Source organism: Nonomuraea sp. B5E05, from assembly GCF_039880665.1.
Classification (GTDB): domain Bacteria; phylum Actinomycetota; class Actinomycetes; order Streptosporangiales; family Streptosporangiaceae; genus Nonomuraea.
In genome coordinates, this window is record NZ_JBDPMJ010000013.1 from 162620 (window position 1) to 186663 (window position 24044).

A 24044-nucleotide genomic window follows, 5' to 3' on the forward strand; every position below is an offset into this window, starting at 1 on the left:
CGTTGCGGTCCATCGCGGGCCCTTGCCATCCATCACCGGCAATCGCGGTCCGGAACCGGCCGCAATGGCGCCTACCTTGGGAGCCATGCATCCCCTCATCAGCCGCAGGGCGCTCAACAGGGCCACTCTGGACAGGCAGTTCCTGCTGCGCCGCACCGGCCGTTCCGTGATCGACGTGGTGGAGCACCTGGGCGGCCTCCAGGCCCAGACGCCGCACACCTGGTACACCGGCCTGTGGAACCGCATCGAGGGTTTCAAGCCCGACGACGCGGCCGGCCTGCTGTCCTCGCGCCAGCTCGTACGCATCGCGTTGCAGCGCTCGACCATCCACCTCGTCACCGCCCGCGACTGCCTGGCCATGCGGCCCCTGCTGCAGATCGTGGGCGAGCGCAACGGCAAGGGCGCGTTCGCCAAGCGGCTGGAAGGGGTGGATCTGGACGAGCTGGCGGCCGCGGGGCGGGAGCTGCTGGAGGCGCGGCCGATGACGTTCGCCGAGCTGGGGCGGGCGCTGGCCGAGCGGTGGCCGTCGCACGATCCGCACGCGCTGGGCCAGGGGGTGCGGTGGCTGCTGCCGCTGGTGCAGGTGCCGCCACGCGGGCTCTGGGGCAGGAGCGGGCCCATCGCCCACACGACGGCCGCGTGCTGGCTGGGCTTCGAGGCGCCGCCGATGACGGCGGCGGAGCTGGTGCTGCGCTATCTGGCGGCGTTCGGCCCCGCGTCGGTGATGGACGTGCAGACGTGGTCGGGGCTGACGCGGCTGGGCGAGGTGGTCGAGTCGATGGACCTGGCGCGGTTCACCGACGAGAACGGCAGGACCCTGTACGACCTGCCCGGCGCGGCCCGCCCCTCCGAGGACACCCCGGCGCCGGTCCGCCTGATGTACGACTTCGACAACCTGTTCCTGTCGCACGCCGACCGGTCCAGGGTCATCACCGAGCGCGGGGCCGCCTTCATCAAGGGCTTCATGGGCAAGAACGCCATGTTGCCCCGGGTCATCCTCGCCGACGGTGTCACGGCCGGCGACTGGACGGTCACCCGCGCCAAGGGCACCTCCACGCTCACCCTCCACCAGTGGGAGCCGATCTCCGACATGGAGGGGGCCGAGGAGGAGGGCCGACGGCTGCTGGAGTTCCTGGCCCCGGACGACAAGCACGCGATCGCGGTCGCGGACGGCCTTTCCCGATCGTGACGTCGTCCTGGGGCCGGCCGACCTGTCCTGCATGTCAGGACGATGTGCTGCAAAGGTGGTTCTGTCGGTATGTTGGCCCACGTGCCAGAACGCAAAACCGGGCCGACGACCGTACCGACGACCGAGCTGGTGACCTTCGGCGAGACCATGGCGCTGTTCGCCGCCCGCCGCACGGGGCCGATGCGCTTCGCCCGCGACTTCGACCTGGGTCTGGGCGGCGCCGAGTCGAACGTCGCGATCGGCGTCGCCCGGCTCGGCCACCGCGCGACCTGGGTCGGCAGGGTCGGGGCCGACGAGTTCGGCGACCTGATCCGCTCGACCCTGCAGGGCGAGGGCGTGGACGTGCGGGCCATCGCCGACCCCGACGCGCCGACCGGGCTGATGATCAAGGGCAGGCGCACGGCCGACCTCATCGACGTGCGCTACTACCGCAAGGACAGCGCGGGCTCGCGGCTGCGCGCCGCCGACCTCGACCCGGAGCTCATCCGGTCGGCCCGCGTGCTGCACGTCTCAGCGATCACGCCCGCGCTCTCCGGCTCGGCCCGCGAGGCCGTACACCACGCGATCGCCGAAGCCCGGGCCGAGGGGGTGCTCGTCTCGCTCGACGTCAACTACCGCAGGGCGCTGTGGACGCCCGCCGAGGCGGGGGCGTGGCTGCGCGAGACGGTCGGCGACGTGGACGTGCTGTTCGCGACCGAGGCCGAGGGCCGGCTGATCGCCGACGTCGAAGGCGCCACCGAGCTGGCCGGGGCGCTGGCGAAGCTCGGGCCGCGGCACGTGCTGATCAAGTTCGGGGCCGAGGGCGCCATGGAGCTGTCCGACGGCGTCGAGCGGCGGGCGGAGCCCTACGCCGTGACCGAGGTCGACTCCGTGGGGGCCGGCGACGCGTTCGCGGCCGGCTGGCTGGCGGACTGGCTGGCCGGGGCGGAGCCCGCGCAGCGGCTCAGCACGGCGTGCGCGGCGGGGGCGTTCGCCGTGACCTCGCAGGGCGACTGGGAGAGCCTGCCACGGCGGGCCGACCTGAGCCTGCTGCGGCGGCCCGCCGACGGTGTGAGCAGGTGATCACGCCGCCTCGCCGCAGGTTGTCAGCGGGGCCGATGCGGCACGACCGGGCCTAGCGAGCAGCCCCAGGCCGGATCGGGCGCCCGCGTCATCGGGGCCATTCCTTTCCCTGTTTCCGCTACGGGCTTGGGGGCAGGCGGGGAGGACTCGTCCGGGGGAAGGAACGACGATGACTGATGTTTCCGGCATGGGTTCCGGGCCGAACGACGAGCGCGAGGTGCTCACCAACCGGCAGGGACACCCGGTCTACGACAACCAGAACCAGCGGACGATCGGCCCGCGCGGCCCCGCGACACTGGAGAACTACCAGTTCCTGGAGAAGATCAGCCACTTCGACCGGGAGCGCATTCCCGAGCGCGTGGTGCACGCCAGGGGCACGACCAGCTATGGCTTCTTCGAGGCGTACGGCAAGCTCGGCGACGAGCCGATCAGCCGGTTCACCAGGGCCAAGCTCTTCCAGGAGGCGGGCAGGCGCACCGACGTCGCCCTGCGCTTCTCCACCGTGATCGGCGGCCGGGACTCCGCGGAGACCGCCCGGGACCCGCGCGGTTTCGCGATCAAGTTCTACACCGAGGACGGCAACTGGGATCTTGTGGGCAACAACCTGGCGGTCTTCTTCATCAGGGACGCCATCAAGTTCCCTGACGTGATCCACTCGCTCAAGCCGGACCCGGTCACGTTCCGGCAGGATCCCAACCGCATCTTCGACTTCATGTCGCAGACGCCCGAGAGCCTGCACATGCTGGTCAACCTGTTCAGCCCGCGCGGCATCCCCGCCGGCTACCGGCACATGCAGGGGTTCGGCGTGAACACCTACAAGTGGGTCAACCGGCAGGGCGAGTCGTTCCTGGTGAAGTACCACTGGATGCCCAAGCAGGGCGTGCGCAGCATGACCGAGGCCGACGCCTCGGTCATCCAGGGGAACGACCTGGGGCATGCCACCAAGGACCTGCACGACGCCATCGAGCGCGGCGACTACCCGGAATGGGAGCTGCTGGTCCAGCTGATGAGCGACGACGAGCATCCCGAGCTCGACTTCGACCCGCTGGACGACACCAAGGTGTGGCCGGAGAACGAGTTCCCCGCCATGCCGGTCGGCCGGCTGGTGCTCGACAGGAACGTGGACAACCAGTTCGCCGAGAACGAGCAGGCCGCGTTCGGCACCGGCGTGCTCGTGGACGGGCTCGACTTCTCCGACGACAAGATGCTCATCGGCCGGACGTTCTCCTACAGCGACACCCAGCGCTACCGCGTCGGGCCCAACTACCTGCAGCTGCCGGTCAACCAGGCCAGGAACGCCGCCATCCGCACCAACCAGCGCGACGGGCTGATGACGTACTTCGTCGACACCGGGGGCGAGGACCCGCACATCAACTACGAGCCGTCGCTGCGCGGCGGCCTGCGCGAGGCCGAGTACCCGCATCCTGACGAGGTCGGCCCCGAGGTCAGGGGGAGGCTCACCCGCAAGCGCATCCCGCGCGCCAACGACTACGTCCAGCCGGGGCAGCGCTACCTGCTCATGGAGCAGTGGGAGCGCGACGACCTCGTGCACAATCTCGTCTCCGCGCTGCGGCAGTGCGACCGGGGCATCCAGGAGCGCATGGTCTGGCACTTCCTGCTCGCCGAGGACGAGCTCGGGCTGCGCGTCGGCGAGGGGCTGGGCATCAGCCCCGACGACGTGGCGGAGCTGGAGCCGTTGAAGAGCCAGGACCTCACCGACGAGGACCGTGACCGGCTGGCCAAGCTCGGCAGGAACGGCCCTCGCGACGTCGAGGGCCTGAAGATGACGCACTGCGTGCCGAACGAGCGCGCCGCGCACGCCGAGCGCTGACCTGCCACTTTATGTCCGGCCCTCTGGGGGGTAGGGCTCGGGCGGAGGGAGGTGCCCACGATGGATGACAAGCAGTGGAACGTGCAGATCTGGATCCACGAGGACGACGAGGACGCCGTGACCACGGCCACGGCGGTCCTGTTCACGGCGGACGGCAAGCGGCACGAGAGCGTGGGACGCGCCCGGCGCAATCCCGTCGACCGGCCCGTACCCGGGATCGGGGACGAGCTGGCCGTCGGGCGGGCGTTGTCCGACCTGTCGGCCAAGCTCATCCAGGACGGCGCGGAGGACGTCGCCCAGCTGTCCGGCACTGCCTGACCCGCAGGTCTGGCCGGCCGTCTCGGAGCTAGAGCAGGCCGGCGGCGGCCAGGAGCTTGCCGATCCTGCCGGTCTCGTCGTCGTTGAGCGGGGTCTGCGGGAGCGCGGTGATCGGGCAGTCGATGACGCCGCGCAGGTGCAGCGCGGCCTTGAACGCCCCGAGGCCGGACGAGCTGCCGCCCATGCGCGAGCCGCCGACGCGGACGATCTCGAACAGCCTGACCAGGCGCTCCTGCTCGACCCTGGCCGCCTCCCAGTCGCCACGGGAGGCGCAACGGTAGAGCTCCGCGTAGCCGTGCGGGTCGACGTTGCCCAGCCCGGGCACCACTCCGTCGGCGCCCATCCACAGGGCCGAGTCCACGGTCACCTCCGACCCGGTCAGCACGCTGAACGGCGCCGTACGGCCCATGATGACCGCGCGCAGGCCGCCGTCGTCGCCGCTGGAGTCCTTGACCCCGGCCAGCGCGCCCTCCGCGGCCAGGTCGAGCACCAGCTCGGCGCTCAGCTTGGTGTGCACCGACACGGGCAGGTCATAGGCGTAGACCGGCAGCCCGCCCCGCGCGGCGATCGTACGGAAATGCGTGCGGATCTCGTCGGGGTGGGTGCGCGTGTAGAACGGCGCGGTCGCCACCAGCCCCGACACTCCGGCCTCGCGCGCGACGCGGGCGTGTTCGAGCACCCGCGGCGTCGTCATGTCGATCACCCCGGCCAGCACCGGCACCTGACCGCCCACGTGCCCCACCACGGTGTCCAGCACGACCCGCCGCTGCGCGTCCGTCAGGTACGCCACCTCCGACGAGGAGCCCAGCACGAACAGCGCGTCCACTCCCCCGGCCAGCAAGTGGTCGACCAGCCGGGTGAGCGACGCGGTGTCCACCTGGTAGTCGGGGGTCATGGGGGTGCACACCGGGGGGATCACACCGGTAAGCCTCATGGGCGCTCCTGGATCAGTTCGAGGTCGGTCGCTCCTGCCGCCACCGGATGGTGGCAGTGGAACAGATGGTCGTCGTCCGTCCGCGCCGCGGGCATCTCCGCCGCGCAGGCGTCGTCCGCCCGCCAGCACCGCGTGCGGAACGGGCAGCCGCTCGGCGGCCTGGTGGCCGAGGGCACGGCGCCCACGAGCGGGATCGGGTTGATCGGCGAGATCAGCCCGGGGGTGGCGGAGAACAGCGCCCGCGTGTACGGGTGCCGGGCGCTCAGCGGCACGGCCTGCGCGGGCGTCTGCTCGACGATCCGGCCCAGGTACATGGTGACGACGCGGTCGCTCATCCTGCGCACGGTCTGGATGTCGTGCGAGACGAACACCAGGGCCAGCCCGAGCCGTTCCTTGAGGTCGAGCAGCAGGTTGAGGATCTGGGCGCGGACGGACACGTCGAGCGCGCTGGTGGGCTCGTCGGCCACGACCAGTTCGGGTTCGAGGGCGAGCGCCCTGGCCACGGCCACGCGCTGGCGCTGGCCGCCGGACAGCTGGCTGGGCAGCGCGTCGGCGGCGCTGGACGGCAACCCGACCAGGTCGATCAGCTCGCGTACGCGGGCGTCGCGCTGGGCGGGCGTGCCGCGGCGGTGCACGTTGAGCGGATCGCGCAGCACCTGCCGGACGGGCAGGCGCCGGTTGAGCGCCGTGGCCGGGTCCTGGAAGATCATGCCGACGTTCGACCCGACGAGCGCGCGCCGTTCCGCCTCCTTGAGGCCCCACAGGTCCTTGCCGCGGAAGGTCACGGTGCCGGAGGTCGGCCGCTGCAGGCCGACCAGCACCTTGGCCAGCGTCGACTTGCCGCATCCCGACTCGCCGACGATGCCGACGGTCTCGCCGGCGGCGACGGTGAGGTTCGCGCCGGTCAGGGCGTAGACGCGGTCCCGCGTGAACAGGCCGCCGGAGCGGGCCTTGTGCACGACGTGCACGTCGTCGAGCTCAAGCACGCTGCTCACTCCTCGTCTCGCGGTCCGGTTCCGTTTCGGCGGCCACCGGGTGGTGGCAGGCCACGGCGTGCGTGGCGTCCCCGTTGAGCGGGCCCCGCAGGACGGGGGCCTCGGTACGGCACACGTCGGTGGCCATCGGGCACCGGTCGGCGAACCGGCAGCCGTCGGGGAAGTCGGCGGGGGCGGGCACGACGCCGCGGATCTGCGTGAGCCGCTCGGCCCCTGACTCCAGCGACAACACCGAGCCCAGCAGGCCGCGGGCGTAGTGGTGGGCGGGCGTGCCGACGAGGGAGGGCGTGGCGCCGGTCTCGACGATCTGGCCGCCGTACATGACGACCACGCGGTCGGTCACGTCGGCGACCAGCGCGAGGTCGTGCGAGACGAGGATCAGCGCGAACCCGAGCTCCTCGCGCAACGTCAGTAGCAGCTCGATGACCTGCGCCTGGACGGTCACGTCGAGCGCGGTGGTGGGCTCGTCGGCGACGATCAGCTTGGGCTCGCGCGACAGCGCCATCGCGATCAGCACCCGCTGCCGCTGCCCGCCCGACAGCTCGTGCGGGTAGGACGACAGGGTGCGGCGGGCGTCGAGGCCGACGAGTTCGAGCAGCTCGGTGGGGGTACGCCGGCCGCCGCGGCGGGTGAGCTGCTTGAGCTGGGCGTTGATGGTCATGGCGGGGTTGAGCGAGGACAGCGCGTCCTGGTAGATCATCGCCATGTCGTGCCCGAGCAGCCGGCGGCGGGCGCGGCGCGGCAGCGACAGCAGCTCCCGCTGGTCGAAGCGCACGTGGCCGCTGACGCGGGCGTCGCGGGGCTGCAGGCCCATGATGGTCAGCGCGGTCAGCGACTTGCCGCAGCCCGACTCGCCCACCAGGCCGAGCACCTCGCCGGGGCGCACCTCGAAGCCGATGCCGTCGACGATGTCCACTCCCTCGGCGAACCCGATGCGCAGCCGCTCCACCGTGAGGATCGGCGGCCCCTGGGGCAGCGGGCGGGCGCGTTCGGCCAGCCGGCGCGCGGCCTCGGCCAGCCCGGGCAGCTCGACGACCTCGCCGGAGCCCGGCTGGGCCCGCTCGAAGGCGTCCTCGTCCTTCCTGACCGGCGCCTTGCGGGCGGCGGGCGCGGCCCAGGCGTCGGAGATGCCTTCGGAGAGGATGTTCAGGGCGAGCACGGTCAGCAGGATCAGCAGGCCGGGGAAGACCGTGCCCCACCAGCCGCCGAGCAGCACCAGGTTCTTGCCGTCGGCGATGACGCTGCCCCACGACGGGTCCGGCGGCCGCACGCCGGCGCCGATGAACGACAGCGACGCCTCGAACACGATCGCGTCGGCCACCATCACCGTGCAGAACACCAGCACCGGCGCCGCGCAGTTGATCGCGACGTGTTTGATGACGATGTGCGGGGTGCGGGCGCCGATGATGCGCTCGGCCGCGACGTAGTCCTCGCCGTACTGGGCGAGGACGTTGGCGCGTACGACCCTGGCCACGGACGGCATGTAGAGGAAGGCGATGGCCATGACCAGGACGGGGATGCTGCCGCCGAACACGGCCACCAGCACGGCCGCCAGCGCGATGCCGGGGAACGCCATGATGACGTCGAGCAGCCGCATGATCGTCTCGTCGACGGCCCTGCGCGAGGTGGCCGCGACGGCGCCGATGGCCGCGCCGGCCACCAGCGCGAGCCCGGTCGCGCCGAGACCGATGATGAGCGACCAGCGAGCGCCGTACAGGAGCCTGGACAGGATGTCGCGGTTGGCGCTGTCGAGCCCCATCCAGTGCTCGGCCGACGGGCCGCCGCCGGACGCCTCCTGGAAGAACGGCGAGTGCGGCGCGATGAGCGGCGCCAGCACCGCCGCCAGCACGACGGCGGCGATGAGGCCGAGCGAAATCCACGACAGCGGCTTCAGCCTGCGGAACGTCACGCCCGGCCGGGCCAGGCGGTCGGTGAGTCCACGTCTCATGAGGCGCTCCTGAGGCGGGGGTTGACCAGCAGGTAGAGGACGTCGACGGCCAGGTTGACGATCATGAAGCCGACGGCGATGGTCAGCACCACGCCCTGGACGACGGCGGGGTCGCCGTCGCGCACGGCGTTGATCATGAGCTGTCCCATGCCGGGCAGCCCGTAGATCGTCTCGATGACCACGGTGCCGCCGATCAGGTAGCCGATGCGCAGGCCGAGCACGGTCAGCGGGTTGATCAGCGCGTTGCGCAGCACGTTCCTGCCGATGACCACGATGGGCGGCAGGCCGCTGCCGTACGCGGTGCGTACGTAGTCGCGGTCCAGCTCCTCCACCACCGACGTGCGGATGATGCGGGTGAGCTGGGCGGCGATCGGCAACGACAACGACAGGGCGGGCAGCGTCATCGACCGCAGCCAGCCGGCGAACGAGTCGGCCGGGTTGATGTAGCCGCTGGTGGGGAACAACCCCTCACCGACCGCCAGCCACTGGATCATCAGCAGCGCCAGCCAGAACGACGGCGCCGCCACCCCGATCAGCGACACCAGGCGGACGAGCTGGTCCGGCCAGCGGTCGCGGTACAGCGCCGCGACCACGCCGAACGCGAACGACAGCACGAGCCCCACGACCAGGCCGAGAAGCGTCAGCTGCAGCGTCAGCGGCAGGGCCGTCGTCACCGACTCGATGACCGGCTTCCTGGTGAGCACGCTGGTGCCCATGTCGCCCTGCGCCAGATCCAGGACGAAGCGGACGTAGCGCACCGGGAGCGGGTCCAGCAGCCCGTTCTCGAGCTGGAACTGGCGGATCTGCTCGGCGGTCGGGTTCGCGCCCTGGAAGTACGCGTACTCCGGCTTGTTGTTGGAGAAGCGCATCACGATGAACACGAACGCGATCACGCCGAGCACCAGCGGGATCAGGATGAGGAGCCGCCGCAGCAGCATCCGGGCGACGAGCGTCATGTCCTCTTGGCCTGGAGGAGGTTGATGCCGGGGTACGGCTGGGCCTCGACGCCGGACAACTTCTTCGCGTCCCAGGCGGTCATGAGCTCGGTGTGAACGACCGGGTAGAGCACGGCCTGCTCAGCGATCATGTCCAGATATCTGTGGACCGTCGCCTTCTTCTTCTCCTTGTCCGGCTCCTCGGTGGCCTCGTCCATCAGGGCGAACAGCGCCTCGGCGTCCTTGCTGCCGTCGTAGCCCGCGTACTTCATCCACAGGCCGCCTTCGACGAAGTTGTAGCGGCAGATCAGGTCGGCGTCCATGCCGAACTGGTTGGGGTTCGAGGCCGCGGCGACCACCTGGTAGTCCTGGCCCTGGTCCATCTTGGTGAACAACGCCGCCGTGTCCTGCGGCTCCAGCGTGGTCTTGATGCCGACCGCCTCCCACGAGGCGGCGATGGTCGGCAGGCAGTCGGCGATCCAGCTCACGTTGACGGCCATCAGGTTGACCGTCAGGTTGCTGACGCCCGCCTCCTTCAGCAGCGCCTTCGCCTTGTCGGGGTCGTAGTCGTAGACGACGGAGGCCCGCTCGTGGTCGGGGTGGCCCTCGTTGAGGAAGGAGCTGGAGGCCGTGCCGTGGCCCTTGAGCGCCACGTCGATCATCTTCTGCTTGTCGATCGCGTAGTGCAGCGCCTGGCGCACCCGTACGTCGTCGAACGGCTTAGTGCCCGTGTTGAACATCAGGAACATGTGGTTCATGCCCTTGCCGCCCTCGACCGTCAGCCCCTGCTGCTTGAGCTGGTCGACGTTGGCGTAGGGGATGTTGTCGGCGATCTGCGCCTCGGCCGAGCCGCCGGAGATCTTGGCCACGCGGGCGGCGGCGTCGACGATCGTCAGCCAGTTCATCTTCTTGACCGTGGCGGGGCGCGGGCCGTTGTAGCCGTCGTACGCCTCGAAGGAGGTGTTGGACTTGGGGTTGTGCGCGGCCAGCTTGTACGGCCCCGAGCCCACGGCCTTGCCGCCCTTGGCCTGGTCCCAGGCGCCGGCCTGGCCGAACACGTGCTTGGGCATGATCTTGGCGATGGTCAGCCGGGGAGCGGCGTCGGCGAAGGGGAACTTGAAGACCAGCTCGACGTTCCGGTCATCGATCTTCTTCACCTCCTTCAGCCAGGACCTGAAGAAGTTGCCGATCAGCACGTTGGCCTCGGGGTCGAGGACCCGTTCGAAGGTGAAGACGACGTCGTCGGCGGTGACCGGCTTCCCGTCGTGCCACGTGGCGCCCTCCCGGAGGGTGAACTTCCACGAGGTCGCGTCCAGGTCGGACGGCAGCTCGGTGGCGAGCGCGGCGTACGGCTCGCGGGTGATCGGGTCGGTGTCGAGCAGCCCTTCGTAGACGTGGCTGATCCCCGCCATCGCGAAGGCGGACGCGGTCTGCGTCGGGTCCCAGCTCTGGTCGTTGCCGTAGCCGATGACGGCGGTGATCAGGTCCTTGTTGGTTCCGGCGCCGACCGAGCCGGTCGACGCCGGGCCTCCGGAACAGGCGGAGAGGGTGGCCGCGATGAACGCCGCCGCACCCGTCGCTCCGCTGTAACGCAGGAAGTCGCGGCGGCTGAAGTCAGAGCTCACGGATGCCTCCTGAGGGGTAGAACATGGGACGTCCCATGTCCTATCTTTTGCGTAAGTGGGACGCTAGATGGCAATCCGGCCTGAGGTCAACCAAAGATTTCCGTAATGTTACGTAAGTGGCTATGAGAAGGTGACTCTTCATGACGACAGTCCCGCGCCCGGTACGTCCGAGCAGGGCCGTGGAGGCCCAGGAGGGCGTGAAGGACCTCATCGTGAGGCGCGGGCTGGTGGCGGGCGATCCCCTGCCCACCGAGTCGGAGCTCATGGAAGAGCTGCAGGTCAGCCGCAACTCGATCAGAGAGGCGCTGAAAGCCCTGCAGGCGGTCGGCATCGTGGACATCCGGCACGGGTTCGGCATGTTCGTGGGACGGATGTCGCTCGCGGGGCTCGTCAACGAACTGACCTTCCACAGCCGCATCACGCTGCAGAACGGCAAGAACCACCTGGCGAACCTCATCGAGATCCGCGAGATCCTGGAGAGCGGCCTCGTCGAACGCCTCATCGAGCTCGACCCCGCCGCCGACCTGACCCCCGTGGCCGACGTCATCCTCAGGATGGAGGCCGAGGCGGAGGCCGGGCCCGTCTCGCCGGAGACCGACCGCCTCTTCCACGACCTCCTCTACCGGCCGCTCGGCAACCCGCTCGTCAGCCAGCTGCTCGGCGCGTTCTGGGATGTCTACTACCAGCTGCGCGACCAGCTCGGGGCGCCGGACGAGTCGCCCGACGACGTGGTCACACGGCACCGCGACATCTACACCGCCGTGCTCGCGGGCGACCGGGGCGCCGCGGTGGCCGCCGTACACGCCCACTTCAAGGGCGTACGCAACCGCGTGGGCAGGATCAGCGGCTAAAAAGCTGTCTCCAGATCAGATGGCCAGCGCCACCTGCTCATCCGGCGCAGGGTCGGCGTCGGACGTCACCACGAGGTCCGCACACTCTTGCCCGTAGGCGGTTTCGGGGTGGGCTTGGCGGGATCTCAGCAGCTCCAGGCTGATCCGGCCCACCACGGTGGTCAGCAAACCCCGCCAGGTTGCCGATGGTCGCGTCGTCCTGGCGGACCAGGCGCATCCAGGCTTCCTGGACCACATCCTCGGCGTCGGCGTGCGAGCCCAGCACGCGGTCCGCTTTCGTATTCGGTCGTCGCACCCATGACGAGTGCCGACGGGAGAAAGTAACAGGACCGGTCCCCGGAGCGGTTCCCGCGTCCAGGCCCACCACATGCCGGACAGGGCGGCCAGCTAACTCGTTGATCAGCCGCGAGCACCACTTCTCCCGCAGATTGCGCGCGATCCACGGGATGGCGCCGACGATGTTCCGCCTCACCGCGCCGGAGAGCCCGCCACCGTCGCCGGTCGAGCGTACGGGCCTCTGAGTGACAAGCTAAGCGCCTGGACGGGAGCCATGGAGGATCGCCAGAGCGGCAGCGGTGATCAGGCCGGCCACACAGCTCGTGTCCCTGTCGCCTTCCGCGAGCGCATCGTAGGTTTCGAAGGCGGTCAGCTGCCAGATCACGTCGATGTTCTCCGGCGTGGTCCCCTCGAAGCGGCTGAACAGAGCCTTCAGGCCGGATCGCCGCATCTCATCCCGCTCCCGTAGCAGGCGGCCGAGGTCGGGGTCGAGGACCGCCATTCCCCGCAATCGCCTGATCACCAGCCGGTCGGAGGCCCAGAAGCCACAGAACGTCTCGGCGAATGCGGCCAGCGCCGCCTCCTCGCCGGGGGCCGTGAAGGCTTCGGTCAGATCCATGCCACCCTGCGTGGCCAAAGCGTCGAAAAGCGCCTCGAGCAGCCCCGACTTGGCCCCGAACACGTTGTAGATCGTCTGGCGTGACACGTCGGCCGCCTTGGCCACGGTGTCGACGGTGATCTTAGTGAAGGCGTCCCCGGCCAGTAGCTCTCTGGCGGCCGCCAGAGCGCGCCGGCGCGTCTCCTCCGCTGCCGCCTGGCGCCTTGCGGATCGGTATGTGCGCGGGCTCATGCGCTTGCCAACTCCATTGATTGGATTTACGATCTGTCCAATTAATCTACCATCCGCGGAAGGTCCAGGCCAGCCATGTCCCAGAACGACCAGATGCTCGAGAAGATGATCCAGTACACCCATCCCGACAAGCTGCTCGGCTATCTGCCGGGGATGCCCGGCGCCCTTCCCGCGCTTTTCGGGCTCGACCCCGCGCGCTATGGCGAAATCACCGAACGCTTGGCCCGCCGCGCCCGCCAGGCTGCGATGGAGCTCCTGTCAGACGACGCCTTCGCCGCCAAGGTCGACGCGCTGCCCTTCCGGCCGGGTCAGTCGGTGCTGGCCGTCGGGGACAGCCTCACCGATGACCTGCAGTCGTGGGCCGAAATCCTGCGTAACCTCCTTGACTTGCGGGAACGCGACGTAGAGGTGATCAACAAGGGAGCCACCGGCCACACCAGTGCGATGATCCTGCGCAACTGGCCGTCAGTCCTGGCCCGGCGGCCGGACTGGATCATTTGCGGGCTAGGCGGGAACGACGTCGTGCGCATCGGCCCCGAGCCCGCCAAAACCCTGGTGAGCCTGGCCGAGAGCGTGGCCAACCTGACCGAGATGCGCAGAATCGCGGTGGCGCTCACCGACGCGTCGTGGGTGTGGATCACCCCGCCGCCAGTGCTTGAGCAGCGGGTCGCCGCCTTTGCGCCGTTCCGTCAGGGCGGCTTCTCCTGGCGCAACGCCGACGTCCACGCGCTCGCGGAGGCCGTCACTGCCTTCGACGAGCCCGTGCTCGACCTGAGAGCCGTTCTCAGCACGGAGAACCACTACGGCCCGGACGGCGTACACCCGACACTCGACGGTCAGCAGGCCATCGCCCGCGCCCTCGTCGACCGACTGACGGTCAAGCCGTGATCGGGCACGTCCAGCGGTCGCTGCCGAGGCCGGCAGCCGTGGCCGTCATCTGTTGTGCGCGGGGTGCAGAGGTCGTAGTGCAGGTACACCTGCGGCACTAGCCGCATCGACCACGAGCACGCAGAACCAGGGGCGGACCTGCGGGGTCAGTGCGCGGGCCAGCGCTCCACGCGGCGCCAGCGCTCGCGCCAGTCCGCGTACCACCTCGCGAACCAGGGATGAGACCCGGCCAGCGGCATGACGTAGGCGACCGTCTCCAGGTAGTAGCTCCGCTGGAAGCGCCACGGCATCCGCTGCAGCTCCTGCACGTTGCTCGCCCGGTCGGCCAGCTTCACCAGCACGGCCTGCGGCGGGGCCTTGACGAGAGAAGCCAGGTAGTCGGCCTTCCTTCCCCCGCGCGGTTTGGTCACCCAGCGCACGAGCGCGGCCACGCGGGGCCCGAACCTGCCCGCGATCTCCGCCTCGGTGCACGACGTGTCCTCCAGCACGTCGTGCAGCACGATCGCGACCAGCACGTCTCTGTCGTCCACCCCGGCGCCCACCACCGCCACCTCCAGCGCCTCCAGCAGATGGTCGAGGTAGGGCCGCCCGGTGGGCCGCTGCTGCGCCCCGTGGCACCGCCGCGCGAACGTCACCGCGTCGCGCAGGGCGCCCACGGTCTCCGGCGGGAGCGCCTCACCGAGAGGCCCCTCCGCCTGCCTCCAGGACGTCCAGCTCGTGAAGGTCTCCATCCCGTTCCTCTCGATATGGCCGTGCCCCGAGGTGTCCTAGGCTGAACACTATGGCCGAGATCGCCGTCCCCGACGGGTCGTGGACGTTCAACGGAGAAGTCCTGCGCATCGTGCCCGGCAGCGACAAGGACGTCCACGAGCTGCGCAGGACACTGGGCGAGGTCGTGGTCCCGATGACGGCGATCGCGGGCGTGACGTACGAGCCGGGGCGCAAGGGCGGGCACGTACGCCTGCGCCTGCGCAAGGGCGCCGACGCGCTGTCCGACGTCGTCGCCGGCCTGCTGGGCCCGCCCGCCGACCCCTACCGCCTGGCGGTGCCGAAGAACCGCGCGGGCGCGGGCGAATACTTCGCCGACGAGATCCGCGACACCCTGCTCGTCTACCAGACGCCGAGCGGCCCCTGTGACGACTACCTGCTGCCGGCCCCGCCGGTGCCCATCTCCGCCACCGCCGGCGACGGCACCGCGCTGTTCGACGGCGAGCGGGTGCGCCTGGAGTGGACCGGCTTCGCGAGCACCGACAAGGAGAAGTCGGGGCCGCAGGAGTTCCCGCTGTCCGACATCGCCGGGGTGGAGTGGAAGCCCCAGTCCGGCATGGGCTACGGCACGCTGCGCTTCCGGCTCAAGGGCGAGCGGCCGGCACACCAGCCGCCGCAGAAGGACCCGCGCTGCGTGTCCTGGGGCATCCAGCGCTACGGCGGCGCGACGGCCCTGGTGGCCGCCGCCGTGCTCGCCCACCTGCCGCGCGACGTGCCCGAGCTGCCGCCTCCGCCGGCGCCCGCTTCCGGCGACGTGCACGACGCCGTGCTGCGCCGCCTGGCCGAGCTCGGCGAGCTGCACCGCGCCGGCGTGCTGACCGACGAGGAGTTCACCACGGCCAAGCAGGCCGTGATCCGCCGCCTGCAGGAGTCGTAGGCGAAGGTCCGAGGAGAAACCATGACACCCGACGAAGAAGAACTCCTGCGCCGCGCCATCGCGCTGGCCGCAGAGGCCCGCGCCGGCGGCAATCCGCCGTTCGGCTCGCTGCTGGCCGGGCCCGACGGGACCGTGCTGGCCGAGGAGCGCAACTCCTCGCTCACCGACCGCGACATCACCGCCCACCCCGAGCTCAAGCTGGCCCGCTGGGCCGGCCGCGAGCTCGACCCGGCCACCGCGGCCGCCACGACCATGTACACGAGCTGCCAGCCGTGCGGCATGTGCGCGGGCGCCATCGCGCGCTCGGGCCTGGGCCGGGTCGTCTACGCGCTGTCCGGCGAGCAGCTCGACGGGCTCAAGCCGCCCGGCACCGCCTTCACCGACCCGCCCGGCGAGGGGCCCGCCCTCTACGCCGAGGCCCGCGTACCGGTCGAGGGCTACTACCGCTGACCAGCGGGGAGAGGCGGTTCAGAGGCCGGGGAGCCGGGCCACGCCGTCGCGGCGGGCCTGGTCGGCCACTGCGGCGGCGACGGCGGGCACGACCCGGGGGTCGAACGGTTCCGGGATGATCCGGTCGGCCGACAGTTCCTCCTCGACCACGGCGGCCAGGGCGTGAGCGGCGGCGATCTTCATGTTCTCGGTGATGGCCGAGGCGCGGGCCGACAGGGCGCCCCTGAAGACGCCGGGGAAGGCCAGCACGTTGTTGATCTGGTTGGGGAAGTCGCTGCGCCCGGTGGCCACGACGGCGGCGTGCTCCTGGGCGATCCCGGGGTGGATCTCCGGCTCGGGGTTGGACAGCGCGAAGACGATGGAGCCGGGCGCCATGGAGGCGATGGCCTGCTCGCTGATCGTCGAGCCCGACAGGCCGATGAAGACGTCGGCCCCGGCCAGGGCCTCCTCGGTCGTGCCGGTGTGGCCGGACTGGTTGGTGCAGCCCGCGATGATGGCCTTGTAGGGGTTGAGGTCGTCGCGGCCGGTGTGGAGGACGCCCTTGCTGTCCGACACGGCGACCTCGCCGATGCCGGCGTTCATCAGCATGCTCGCGACGGAGAGGCCGGAGGCGCCCGCCCCCGCCACGACGGCGCGGAGATCCCACAACCGCCGGCCGGTCACCCGTGCCGCGTTGCGCAGGGCGGCCAGCACCACGATGGCGGTGCCGTGCTGGTCGTCGTGGAAGACGGGGATGTCCAGCACCTCCCTGAGCCGGCGCTCCACCTCGAAGCAGCGCGGCGCGCTGATGTCCTCGAGGTTGATGCCGCCGAACGACGGGGCCATCCGGACGATCGTCTCCACGAGCTCGTCGACGTCCGTGCAGTCCAGGCAGATGGGCACCGAGTCCACGCCGCCGAACTGCTTGAACAGCAGCGCCTTGCCCTCCATGACCGGCATCGCCGCGGTGGGCCCGATGTCGCCGAGCCCGAGCACGGCGGTGCCGTCGGTGACGACCGCCACGACGTTGGAGCGCCAGGTGTAGTCGTCGGCCAGCTCGGGCCGCTCGGCGATGGCGGTGCAGACGCGGGCCACCCCCGGCGTGTAGGCCAGGGACAGATCGGCCAGGTCACGCACCTGGACGGACGGGCGCGTCTCCAGCTTGCCGCCCTCGTGCAGGCGGAAGGCCGGGTCCTGGTCGAGGAGTGTGGCGAGGCCGATGGCCGGTGCGGTGATTTCGGTAGTCATGTCGTGCTCCTAGAACCGCAGCAGCCGGCCGGACGGGGTGCGCGTGTCCGGCGCCTCGAACTTGGGATTACGTGAGGTCTGCCGGGTTTTCTTGAGCTGTGTGCGTTTCATGATTTCCGCACCTTTCTGCGCCTGCCGTACACCGGCCGGCACGCTGGAATTCGGCGAACAACACAAGCCGAGTGTCACACGGCGTGCATTTACCGGTCACCCCACGAACCCCCTACGTCCGAGGGCTCCCCTGCTAGAGGTACGAGGCGATAGGGGTTGTTCGCGATAGGGGTCGCCCGGGACATTTCGAAGGACAGATTCCGGCGAAAGGACAACGATGACGGTCCTGACCGCTTTTCCCACGGAGGCAATACTCGATCCGAGGACTCCATCGGTGCGCTTCTCGCGGCTCCTGGATCCCGACTCGGCGGTGCCGATAGACGGCGACGACAGCAGTGGCGTGCAGGCCGTGCACGGGCTGATCGACGGCTCGCCCGTGATCGCCTACTGCACCGACGCGACAATCATGGGCGGCGCGCTGGGCTGGGCGGGCGCGAACCGTATCGTCGAGGCCATCCAGCTGGCCGTCCGCCGGCGCTGCCCGGTGATCGGGCTGTGGCACTCCGGCGGCGCCCGGCTGGCCGACGGCGTGGAGTCGATGGACGGCGTGGGGCGCATGTTCGCCGCCATGACGGCCGCCTCCGGCCTCATCCCGCAGATCTCGGTCGTGCTCGGGCCGGCCGCGGGCGCGGCCGCGTACGGACCCGCGCTGACCGACGTGATCATCATGTCGGACGCCGGCCGCGTCTTCATCACCGGCCCCGACGTCGTCCGTACGGTCACCGGCGAGCACATCGACATGGCCGGGCTCGGCGGCCCGGACGCGCACGGCCCCAAGTCGGGCGTCGCGCACGTCACGGTCGACTCGGAGGAGGCCGCGTACGACCGCGCCCGCCTGCTGACGGGGTTCTTCACCCGGCCGGGCGGCTACGACTTCGCCGCGCTGAGCGAGCCGCGCGACCTGCGCGCGCTGCTCCCCGACATGCCGCGGCGCGCCTACGACGTCCGGCCGCTGGTCCGCGCCGTGCTGGACCCCGACTTTCTGGAGCTGCAGCCGCGCTGGGCCCCCAACATGGTGGTCGGGCTCGGGCGGCTCGGCGGGCGGGCCGTCGGCGTGATCGCCAACAACCCGCTGCGCAAGGGCGGCTGCCTCGACTCGCTCTCGGCGGAGAAGGCCTCGCGTTTCGTGCGGATGTGCGACTCGCTCGGCGTCCCGCTGGTGGTCGTGGTCGACGTTCCCGGCTACCTGCCCGGCGTCCAGCAGGAGTGGGGCGGCGTGGTCAGGCGGGGCGCGAAGCTGCTGCACGCCTTCGCCGAGTCGGTCGTCCCCCGGGTGACGCTGATCACCCGCAAGTCGTACGGCGGCGCCTACATCGCCATGAACTCCAGGTCGCTGGGGGCGACCGCGGTGTACGCCTGGCCCGACGCGGAGGTGGCGGTGATGGGGGCCGAGGCGGCGGTCGGCATCCTGCACCGCAAGAAGCTGGCCGCGGTGCCCGAGCACGAGCGGCCGGACCTGCACGCGCGCCTGGTGGAGGAGCACCAGCGCACGGCCGGCGGGGTGGAGCGGGCCATGGCGCTCGGCGTGGTGGACGAGGTCATCTCCCCCTCCGAGACCCGGCTCCGGCTGGCAGAAGCACTCGCACGGGCGCCGCAGTCCCGCGGTTGCCACTCCAACATCCCGCTCTGAAACGAGGTGACCCATGTCGTACGTCAAAGTCATGCTCATCGGGGGACCGAACCACCTGCCGACCGAACGGCGGTTCTTGACCGTCGCGCCGGGCTGCGAGAAGATCAAACTGCCTTTCGGCAGTGGGTACGAGCACTTCCTCCACAGAGGTGAGCGAACGCGCGTGGACGGGCAGGAGCTTCCCGTCTTTACCTGGATCATGCGGACGGCCATCGCGGAGTAGGAATGTCGGCGTTGCTCGCCATCAGCGATCTCCACGTGGGCTATGCGGACAACCGGGAGATCGTGGAGGCACTGCGGCCCCGGTCCGCCACCGACTGGTTGCTGATCGCGGGCGACGTCGCCGAGCTCATGGCCGACATCGAATGGGCGCTGCGCCTGCTCAGCGGGCGCTTCGCCAAGGTCGTGTGGGCCCCGGGCAACCACGAGCTGTGGACCCATCCGAGCGACCCCGTGCGGTTGCGCGGCGTCGAGCGTTACGACCATCTGGTGCGGCTCTGCGGCGAGCTGGGCATCGTCACGCCCGAAGATCCCTACCCGGTCTGGGAGGGCTCGCTCGTCGTGGCGCCGCTGTTCGTGTTGTACGACTATTCCTTCCGGGTCCCCGGCGTGCACTCCCGGGCCGAGGCGCTGGCCCAGGCCTACGAGCGCGGCGTGGTGTGCACGGACGAGATGTTGCTGCATCCCGACCCGTACCCGTCCCGGCAGGCGTGGTGCGCGGCCCGGGTCGAGCTGACCGAGCGGCGGCTGGGCGAGCTGCCCGCGGACCTGCCGACGGTGCTGATCAACCACTATCCCCTGGTACGCCGGCCCACCGACGTCCTGCGCTATCCCGACTTCGCCCTGTGGTGCGGCACCGAGCGCACCGCCGACTGGCACGTGCGGTTCAACGCGAGCACGGTCGTCTACGGGCACCTGCACATTCCCCGCACCACCTGGCACAACGGCGTGCGGTTCGAGGAGGTCTCGCTGGGATATCCCCGCGAATGGCGCCCCCGGCCCACCGAGCCGGGCCGTCTGCGGCGAATAAGCTGACCGGGGAATTCGTGTTCGCCCTAAGGGTGAGCTAGGGGTGGGAAAAGCGTCCGGGCGGCGCTTGAATACAGGTAACACAGTTTTGAAGGTGTTTATCCCGCCGGCGAGGTGAGGCATTGAGCTAGACGTCGTACCCCTTTTGCGAGGCCTTCCGAGAACGAAAAGCCACCGCTCATCGAGAAAATGAGCGGTGGCTTTCGTCGTGCCCGGGGACCATCGGCCGCCGCGTGCGCCGCTTCGGCATCCGGGATCGTCACGCGGTCGGGCCTGCCGTGGAAACGCCGCAGCGGCCGCCTGATGGCGGCCGCTGCCGGGCTTCTGTCGCGCGCCGGGCGTCAGCTGGCATTCGCGAGCCTGACCTCCGTCCGCCCGCTCCTCCTGGCGGCCGAGCCGACCGCCGTCAGGGTCGCGTCCACCACGTTCGTGGCGACGCCGACCCCCCAGACCGTCTCGCCGTCCACCTTGCATTCGGCGTACACCGTCGTCTCCATGCTGGCGACCTGCTCGGCGCCGCCGGACCGGTGCACCGCCCGCACGTCCACGCCCAGGGGCGCCAGCGTGGCGCCGATGGCCCGCACGGCCTGCTCGCGCTGGCCGTCCATGTGCAGCGTCGCGGTGATCCGGTCGCCGCCCGCGCCCAGCGCGCCGGACCGCTCGTCGCGGGAGAGGTACTCCTCCTGGAACAGCTCCCACACCTGGTCGGGCGAGAGCTCGCTGCCCCGCAGGTCGGCCCGCTCCTGCACGAGCCGGGCGAACTCCCGCTGCAGCTCGCGAGGGAGCTCCATCCCGTGCCAGGCGCTCATGATGTACGCGATGCCGCCCTTGCCCGACTGGCTGTTGATCCGCACGATCGCCTCGTACGTGCGCCCGACGTCCTTGGGGTCCACCGGCAGGTACGGCATGGTCCACGGCATCTCGTCGGCGCCGACGCCGGACCCGGCCGCCCGGCGCTCCAGGTCGTCGAACCCCTTCTTGATCGCGTCCTGGTGCGAGCCGGAGAAGGCGGTGTAGACCAGCTCGCCCCCGTACGGGTGCCTGGGGTGCACGGGGATCTCGTTGCAGTGCTCGACCGTGCCGCGGATGCGGTCGATGTCGGAGAAGTCGATCTCGGGGTCCACGCCGTGGGTGAACATGTTCATGCCCAGCGTCACCAGGCACACGTTGCCGGCCCGCTCGCCGTTGCCGAACAGGCAGCCCTCGATCCGCTCGGCGCCGGCCAGCATCGCCAGCTCGGCCGCGGCAACCCCCGTGCCACGGTCGTTGTGCGGGTGGATGGACAGGCACACGTGCTCCCTGCGGGACAGGTTGCGGTCCAGCCACTCGACCTGGTCCGCGAACACCGACGGCAGGGAACGCTCCACGGTGGTGGGGAAGTTCAGGATGATCGGGCGCCCCGGGCCGGCCCCCCACACGTCCATGACCGCTTCGCAGACCTCCAGGGCGAAGTCGGCCTCGGTCTCGTTGAACAGTTCCGGCGAGTACTGGTAACGCAGGTCGCAGCCGGCCAGATCGCGCTCGGCGTACTTCATCATCATCCGGGTGCCCTGCACGGCCAGGTCCTTGCACTGCGCGCGGTCCATGTCGAACACCACGCGCCGGAACAGCGGCGCGGTCGCGTTGTAGAGGTGAAACGTGGCACGCGGCGCGCCGGAAAGCGCGCTCACCGAACGCTCGATCAGTTCGTCCCGCGCCGGCACGAGCACCGAGATCCACACGTCGTCGGGAATGCGGTTCTCCTCGATGAGCAGGCGTACGAAGTCGTAGTCGTCCTGGCTGGCCACCGGGAATCCGACCTCGATCTCCTTGTAGCCGATGTCGACGAGCAGCTCGAACATCTGGAGTTTCCTGGCCGGCGACATGGGATTGGCCAGCGACTGGTTGCCGTCGCGCAGGTCCGTCGACAGCCAGCGCGGCGCTGAAACGATCTTCTTGTCCGGCCACGTACGGTCGGCCAGGGCCAACGGAGTAAAGTCCGAATAGCGCTCTACGGGGCGGGTCGGGACCATGGTTGAATCTCCTTCGCCTTGGTCATGGTCTGCCTGTAGGAGATCTCCGATCACAACGTACAATCGGCCGGGCGCCGCCGAACAGGGCGGGGATCATGAGAGTGCCGGTCCTTACCCATAGATATCCGCCCGGGTATCGAGAGTGCGGACCCCGGTATCTTTAGGCGCACCCCCCTTCTCCGCCTCCCGGCGGTCGCGCACAATCCGATCATGGCGACCATCGAAACCGTGGCGCTGCGGCGCGGCGGTCTGTGTCTGGCAGAGTCTCGCCCTTCTGTGCAGTTAATCTTCTTACTGCGCTTTCTGACCGGCACCGCATTGTGCGCGCAGGTCGCCGGCGCCGACGGGCATCTCGGCAGAACGGCCTGGGGCGCCCTGACATGGGTGCTGATGATTTTCTCCGTCTATCTCTTCAACGGCGTGATGGACGTTTCCGAGGACCGCCTCAACGGCTCGCGCAGGCCTATCTGCAGAGGCGACCTGCCGCCCGCCTTCGCCACCGCGGTGGCGGTGGGCGCGGCGCTGGTCAGCCTGCTCAGCGGCTTCGCGCTCGACCCGCGGATGGGCCTGCTGCTCGCGGTCGTGCTGGTGCTCGGCTACCTGTACTCGGGCCCGCCGTTTCCGCTCAAGCGCAGCTCAGGCGGCACGGTCCTGACCGGAGGCGCCGCCACCGTGCTCACCTACGTCGCGGGCGCGCTCTCCTACGCCAGCGAGTTCCGGGTCTCCCTGATGCTGATCGTCTTCGTGCCGGCGGCGTCGCTCTGGACCGCGCTGGTGGGGTCGACGACCAAGGACCTGCCCGACATCGAGGGCGACGCGCAGGCCGGCCGGACCACCTTCGCGGTCACGCACGGCGAGGACGCCCTGCGGCGGGCGATCTGCGCCGTCGCCATCGGCCTGGCACTCGCGTTCACGGCGGCGGTGCTGCTGCTGGAGCTGCCCCTGTGGCCCAGCGCTCTCGCCATGGTCGCCGGTGCGATCGCCATCACGGTCCTGTGCGTCCAGGGGCGGCGCCGCGAGCCGTACGGCGCCTTCATGGCCACCCAGTACGCCCTGCACGGCCTGGTCATCCTGACCCTCGTCTGAGTCCTCTGAGCAGGACCGGTCAACCGGGGAGCGGTGCTCCGGCGGCCGCGCCGTGCGGGAAGGCCGCCTCCAGCCTGCGGCACGTCGCGTCGGTCAGCAGCAGCCTGACGGAACCCGCGTTCATCTCCAGGTGGACCGGGTCGCGGGTGCTGGGCACGGGCACCACGTCGGGCCCCCTGGCCAGCAGCCAGGCCAGCGCCAGCCGGCCGGTGCTGACGTCCATGGTCGCCGCCTCGGCCTCCAGTTTCCTGAGCCTGGCGATGTTGCCCGGCAGGTTGGCCGAGTCGAACCGGGGGTCGGCACGGCGGGCGTCTCCCGGGTCGAGCTCGCGGGCGGAGCCGCCGCGCCCGGCCAGGAAGCCGCGGCCCAGCGGCCGGCCGGCGATCAGCCCGATGCCGAGCTCGCGCGCCACCGGCAGCTGGTCGAGCTCGGCGTCACGGTGCCACAGGGAGTACTCCATGGCCAGGGCGGTGATCGGATGGACCGCGTGCGCCCGGCGCAGTTCGTCCCCCGTCACCCCTGTCAGGCCCGCGTAGCGCACCTTGCCCGCCGCCACCAGCTCGCCGAGCCGGCCCGCGGTCTCCTCGACGGGCACGGCGCCCGGCTCCCTGCCGACGATGTAGAGGTCGACGTGGTCGACGCCCAGCCGTTCCAGCGAGGCTTCGCAGGCCTGCCGCAGCGGCACGTTGCCCGAGCGGCTGAGGGTGCGCGTCGAGAGCAGAACGTCGTCGCGCCAGGGCCTGACGGCCTCGCCGACGAGCCGTTCGATCTCACCATGGGCGTGGTCGTCGGACATGTCGAGCAAGGTGACACCTGTGTCGAGCACGTTGTGGAGCAACGCCAGCGACTCCGAGCGGTCCGCTTCGCCGTACACGCCGGAGAGAGCCAGACATCCGAAGCCCAGACACGAGGTGATCGGCCCCGTGTCTCCCAGCCTTCTGCTGTCCACAACACTCCCTCCCATTGACCCTCACCGTTGGTACATACGATCTGTGGGCCAAGTTCGCGCCACAACCCCTATCCTCCGGGAGCACCGGGCGAATATAGGAAACATCATTGCGCTTTATCCGCTCTTGACACTGTATGCAACTCTTCGTTATACACATTGTTAATGTCACTGCCCACCGCGCGGGGTCCGCACGGTGGGCAGAT

23 protein-coding genes and 1 pseudogene are annotated in these 24044 nt (G+C 70.2%); 12 read left to right on the forward strand and 12 right to left on the reverse strand.

The genetic code is table 11. The annotated features are described in order from the left end of the window. Window positions 1-85: 85 nt before the first annotated feature. From ABGB01_RS24675 to ABGB01_RS24690, 4 genes are all read left to right on the forward strand, one after another. A complete protein-coding gene (locus ABGB01_RS24675) occupies window positions 86-1189 on the forward strand; it encodes a winged helix DNA-binding domain-containing protein (protein ID WP_347775911.1) in 1104 nt (367 codons plus the stop codon). An 81-nt stretch (window positions 1190-1270) separates the two neighbouring features. Continuing rightward, the gene (locus tag ABGB01_RS24680) at window positions 1271-2251 is read left to right on the forward strand and encodes a sugar kinase (RefSeq protein WP_347775912.1); all 981 of its coding nucleotides are present in this window, start codon (window positions 1271-1273) and stop codon (window positions 2249-2251) included. 169 nt (window positions 2252-2420) lie between these two features. After that, window positions 2421-4082 carry a catalase gene (locus ABGB01_RS24685; protein WP_347775913.1) on the forward strand — a complete coding sequence of 554 codons (1662 nt, stop codon included), beginning with the start codon at window positions 2421-2423 and terminating at the stop codon, window positions 4080-4082. Between the two features lie 60 nt (window positions 4083-4142). After that, window positions 4143-4400 (forward strand): DUF1876 domain-containing protein, encoded by a 258-nt coding sequence (locus ABGB01_RS24690; protein ID WP_347775914.1) that lies wholly within the window; start codon window positions 4143-4145, stop codon window positions 4398-4400. Between the two features lie 28 nt (window positions 4401-4428). On the opposite strand, the gene ABGB01_RS24695 is transcribed toward ABGB01_RS24690, so the two are convergent. The 5 genes from ABGB01_RS24695 to ABGB01_RS24715 are packed head-to-tail and all read right to left on the reverse strand — an operon-like array spanning window position 4429 to window position 10837. Next, window positions 4429-5334 (reverse strand): dihydrodipicolinate synthase family protein, encoded by a 906-nt coding sequence (locus tag ABGB01_RS24695; RefSeq protein ID WP_347775915.1) that lies wholly within the window; start codon window positions 5332-5334, stop codon window positions 4429-4431. Further along, window positions 5331-6320, reverse strand: a complete 990-nt coding sequence (locus ABGB01_RS24700) for an ABC transporter ATP-binding protein (RefSeq protein ID WP_347775916.1) — start codon at window positions 6318-6320, stop codon at window positions 5331-5333. Before ABGB01_RS24700 ends, ABGB01_RS24695 begins: the two co-directional genes overlap by 4 nt. Next, window positions 6313-8277, reverse strand: coding sequence for a dipeptide/oligopeptide/nickel ABC transporter permease/ATP-binding protein (locus ABGB01_RS24705; protein WP_347775917.1), 1965 nt, complete (start codon window positions 8275-8277; stop codon window positions 6313-6315). Before ABGB01_RS24705 ends, ABGB01_RS24700 begins: the two co-directional genes overlap by 8 nt. Next, window positions 8274-9233 carry an ABC transporter permease gene (locus ABGB01_RS24710; protein WP_347775918.1) on the reverse strand — a complete coding sequence of 320 codons (960 nt, stop codon included), beginning with the start codon at window positions 9231-9233 and terminating at the stop codon, window positions 8274-8276. The genes ABGB01_RS24705 and ABGB01_RS24710 overlap by 4 nt, the downstream gene beginning before the upstream one ends. Further along, window positions 9230-10837 carry an ABC transporter substrate-binding protein gene (locus tag ABGB01_RS24715; RefSeq protein ID WP_347775919.1) on the reverse strand — a complete coding sequence of 536 codons (1608 nt, stop codon included), beginning with the start codon at window positions 10835-10837 and terminating at the stop codon, window positions 9230-9232. The genes ABGB01_RS24710 and ABGB01_RS24715 overlap by 4 nt, the downstream gene beginning before the upstream one ends. A 140-nt stretch (window positions 10838-10977) precedes the next feature. On the opposite strand from ABGB01_RS24715, the gene ABGB01_RS24720 reads away from it, so the two are divergent. Continuing rightward, complete coding sequence (locus tag ABGB01_RS24720; protein ID WP_347775920.1) at window positions 10978-11688, forward strand: FCD domain-containing protein; 711 nt, start codon at window positions 10978-10980, stop codon at window positions 11686-11688. Window positions 11689-11703: 15 nt separating this feature from the next. Here ABGB01_RS24720 and ABGB01_RS24725 read toward each other — a convergent pair whose 3' ends face one another. The 3 genes and pseudogenes from ABGB01_RS24725 to ABGB01_RS24735 all read right to left on the reverse strand — a co-directional run bounded on the left by ABGB01_RS24725 (window position 11704) and on the right by ABGB01_RS24735 (window position 12937). Continuing rightward, entirely contained in the window at window positions 11704-11856 is a 153-nt protein-coding gene (locus tag ABGB01_RS24725; RefSeq protein ID WP_347775952.1) for a hypothetical protein, read from the reverse strand. A gap of 65 nt (window positions 11857-11921) precedes the next feature. After that, window positions 11922-12160 (reverse strand): annotated as a pseudogene (locus ABGB01_RS24730) (hypothetical protein); the annotation flags it as partial. Between the two features lie 57 nt (window positions 12161-12217). Continuing rightward, entirely contained in the window at window positions 12218-12937 is a 720-nt protein-coding gene (locus ABGB01_RS24735) for a TetR/AcrR family transcriptional regulator (protein WP_347775921.1), read from the reverse strand. On the opposite strand from ABGB01_RS24735, the gene ABGB01_RS24740 reads away from it, so the two are divergent. Beyond that, a complete protein-coding gene (locus tag ABGB01_RS24740; RefSeq protein ID WP_347775922.1) occupies window positions 12890-13702 on the forward strand; it encodes an SGNH/GDSL hydrolase family protein in 813 nt (270 codons plus the stop codon). The two genes, ABGB01_RS24735 and ABGB01_RS24740, sit on opposite strands and share 48 nt — an antisense overlap. A gap of 146 nt (window positions 13703-13848) precedes the next feature. On the opposite strand, the gene ABGB01_RS24745 is transcribed toward ABGB01_RS24740, so the two are convergent. Next, entirely contained in the window at window positions 13849-14433 is a 585-nt protein-coding gene (locus ABGB01_RS24745; protein ID WP_347775923.1) for an HD domain-containing protein, read from the reverse strand. A 50-nt stretch (window positions 14434-14483) separates the two neighbouring features. Here ABGB01_RS24745 and ABGB01_RS24750 point away from each other — a divergent pair, with 50 nt between their 5' ends. Together ABGB01_RS24750 and ABGB01_RS24755 are read left to right on the forward strand one after the other, a co-directional pair. Next, window positions 14484-15347, forward strand: coding sequence for a DUF4429 domain-containing protein (locus tag ABGB01_RS24750; protein WP_347775924.1), 864 nt, complete (start codon window positions 14484-14486; stop codon window positions 15345-15347). Between the two features lie 21 nt (window positions 15348-15368). After that, window positions 15369-15797: a nucleoside deaminase gene (locus tag ABGB01_RS24755; protein WP_347647026.1), complete on the forward strand. Its 429-nt coding sequence runs from the start codon at window positions 15369-15371 to the stop codon at window positions 15795-15797. Window positions 15798-15815: 18 nt separating this feature from the next. Here ABGB01_RS24755 and ABGB01_RS24760 read toward each other — a convergent pair whose 3' ends face one another. After that, a complete protein-coding gene (locus tag ABGB01_RS24760) occupies window positions 15816-17024 on the reverse strand; it encodes an NADP-dependent malic enzyme (RefSeq protein ID WP_347775925.1) in 1209 nt (402 codons plus the stop codon). A 328-nt stretch (window positions 17025-17352) separates the two neighbouring features. Between ABGB01_RS24760 and ABGB01_RS24765 the strand changes: the two genes are divergently transcribed. From ABGB01_RS24765 to ABGB01_RS24775, 3 genes are read left to right on the forward strand one after another with little or no spacing between them, the layout of a single operon-like run. Continuing rightward, window positions 17353-18765, forward strand: a complete 1413-nt coding sequence (locus tag ABGB01_RS24765; protein ID WP_347775926.1) for a carboxyl transferase domain-containing protein — start codon at window positions 17353-17355, stop codon at window positions 18763-18765. Between the two features lie 13 nt (window positions 18766-18778). Continuing rightward, the gene (locus ABGB01_RS24770) at window positions 18779-18988 is read left to right on the forward strand and encodes a DUF5988 family protein (RefSeq protein WP_347775927.1); all 210 of its coding nucleotides are present in this window, start codon (window positions 18779-18781) and stop codon (window positions 18986-18988) included. A 2-nt stretch (window positions 18989-18990) separates the two neighbouring features. Next, the gene (locus tag ABGB01_RS24775; protein WP_347775928.1) at window positions 18991-19800 is read left to right on the forward strand and encodes a metallophosphoesterase; all 810 of its coding nucleotides are present in this window, start codon (window positions 18991-18993) and stop codon (window positions 19798-19800) included. A gap of 335 nt (window positions 19801-20135) precedes the next feature. Here ABGB01_RS24775 and ABGB01_RS24780 read toward each other — a convergent pair whose 3' ends face one another. Next, a complete protein-coding gene (locus ABGB01_RS24780; protein WP_347775929.1) occupies window positions 20136-21806 on the reverse strand; it encodes a 2-isopropylmalate synthase in 1671 nt (556 codons plus the stop codon). 210 nt (window positions 21807-22016) lie between these two features. Here ABGB01_RS24780 and ABGB01_RS24785 point away from each other — a divergent pair, with 210 nt between their 5' ends. Further along, window positions 22017-22892 (forward strand): UbiA family prenyltransferase, encoded by an 876-nt coding sequence (locus ABGB01_RS24785; RefSeq protein WP_347775930.1) that lies wholly within the window; start codon window positions 22017-22019, stop codon window positions 22890-22892. A 19-nt stretch (window positions 22893-22911) separates the two neighbouring features. Here ABGB01_RS24785 and ABGB01_RS24790 read toward each other — a convergent pair whose 3' ends face one another. Beyond that, a complete protein-coding gene (locus ABGB01_RS24790) occupies window positions 22912-23841 on the reverse strand; it encodes an aldo/keto reductase (RefSeq protein ID WP_347775931.1) in 930 nt (309 codons plus the stop codon). Window positions 23842-24044: the final 203 nt, after the last annotated feature.

Excerpts from the sequence above, each read along its gene's own strand:
- ABGB01_RS24775 (WP_347775928.1), top strand. The coding sequence starts at position 18,991 with ATGTCGGCGTTGCTCGCCATCAGCGATCTCCACGTGGGCTATGCGGAC.
- ABGB01_RS24675 (WP_347775911.1), top strand. The coding sequence starts at position 86 with ATGCATCCCCTCATCAGCCGCAGGGCGCTCAACAGGGCCACTCTGGAC.
- ABGB01_RS24765 (WP_347775926.1), top strand. The coding sequence starts at position 17,353 with ATGACGGTCCTGACCGCTTTTCCCACGGAGGCAATACTCGATCCGAGG.
- ABGB01_RS24770 (WP_347775927.1), top strand. The coding sequence starts at position 18,779 with ATGTCGTACGTCAAAGTCATGCTCATCGGGGGACCGAACCACCTGCCG.
- ABGB01_RS24780 (WP_347775929.1), bottom strand. The coding sequence starts at position 21,806 with ATGGTCCCGACCCGCCCCGTAGAGCGCTATTCGGACTTTACTCCGTTG.
- ABGB01_RS24720 (WP_347775920.1), top strand. The coding sequence starts at position 10,978 with ATGACGACAGTCCCGCGCCCGGTACGTCCGAGCAGGGCCGTGGAGGCC.
- ABGB01_RS24760 (WP_347775925.1), bottom strand. The coding sequence starts at position 17,024 with ATGACTACCGAAATCACCGCACCGGCCATCGGCCTCGCCACACTCCTC.
- ABGB01_RS24755 (WP_347647026.1), top strand. The coding sequence starts at position 15,369 with ATGACACCCGACGAAGAAGAACTCCTGCGCCGCGCCATCGCGCTGGCC.
- ABGB01_RS24785 (WP_347775930.1), top strand. The coding sequence starts at position 22,017 with ATGGCGACCATCGAAACCGTGGCGCTGCGGCGCGGCGGTCTGTGTCTG.
- ABGB01_RS24750 (WP_347775924.1), top strand. The coding sequence starts at position 14,484 with ATGGCCGAGATCGCCGTCCCCGACGGGTCGTGGACGTTCAACGGAGAA.
- ABGB01_RS24685 (WP_347775913.1), top strand. The coding sequence starts at position 2,421 with ATGACTGATGTTTCCGGCATGGGTTCCGGGCCGAACGACGAGCGCGAG.
- ABGB01_RS24740 (WP_347775922.1), top strand. The coding sequence starts at position 12,890 with ATGTCCCAGAACGACCAGATGCTCGAGAAGATGATCCAGTACACCCAT.
- ABGB01_RS24745 (WP_347775923.1), bottom strand. The coding sequence starts at position 14,433 with ATGGAGACCTTCACGAGCTGGACGTCCTGGAGGCAGGCGGAGGGGCCT.
- ABGB01_RS24735 (WP_347775921.1), bottom strand. The coding sequence starts at position 12,937 with ATGGGTGTACTGGATCATCTTCTCGAGCATCTGGTCGTTCTGGGACAT.
- ABGB01_RS24710 (WP_347775918.1), bottom strand. The coding sequence starts at position 9,233 with ATGACGCTCGTCGCCCGGATGCTGCTGCGGCGGCTCCTCATCCTGATC.
- ABGB01_RS24705 (WP_347775917.1), bottom strand. The coding sequence starts at position 8,277 with ATGAGACGTGGACTCACCGACCGCCTGGCCCGGCCGGGCGTGACGTTC.
- ABGB01_RS24695 (WP_347775915.1), bottom strand. The coding sequence starts at position 5,334 with ATGAGGCTTACCGGTGTGATCCCCCCGGTGTGCACCCCCATGACCCCC.
- ABGB01_RS24690 (WP_347775914.1), top strand. The coding sequence starts at position 4,143 with ATGGATGACAAGCAGTGGAACGTGCAGATCTGGATCCACGAGGACGAC.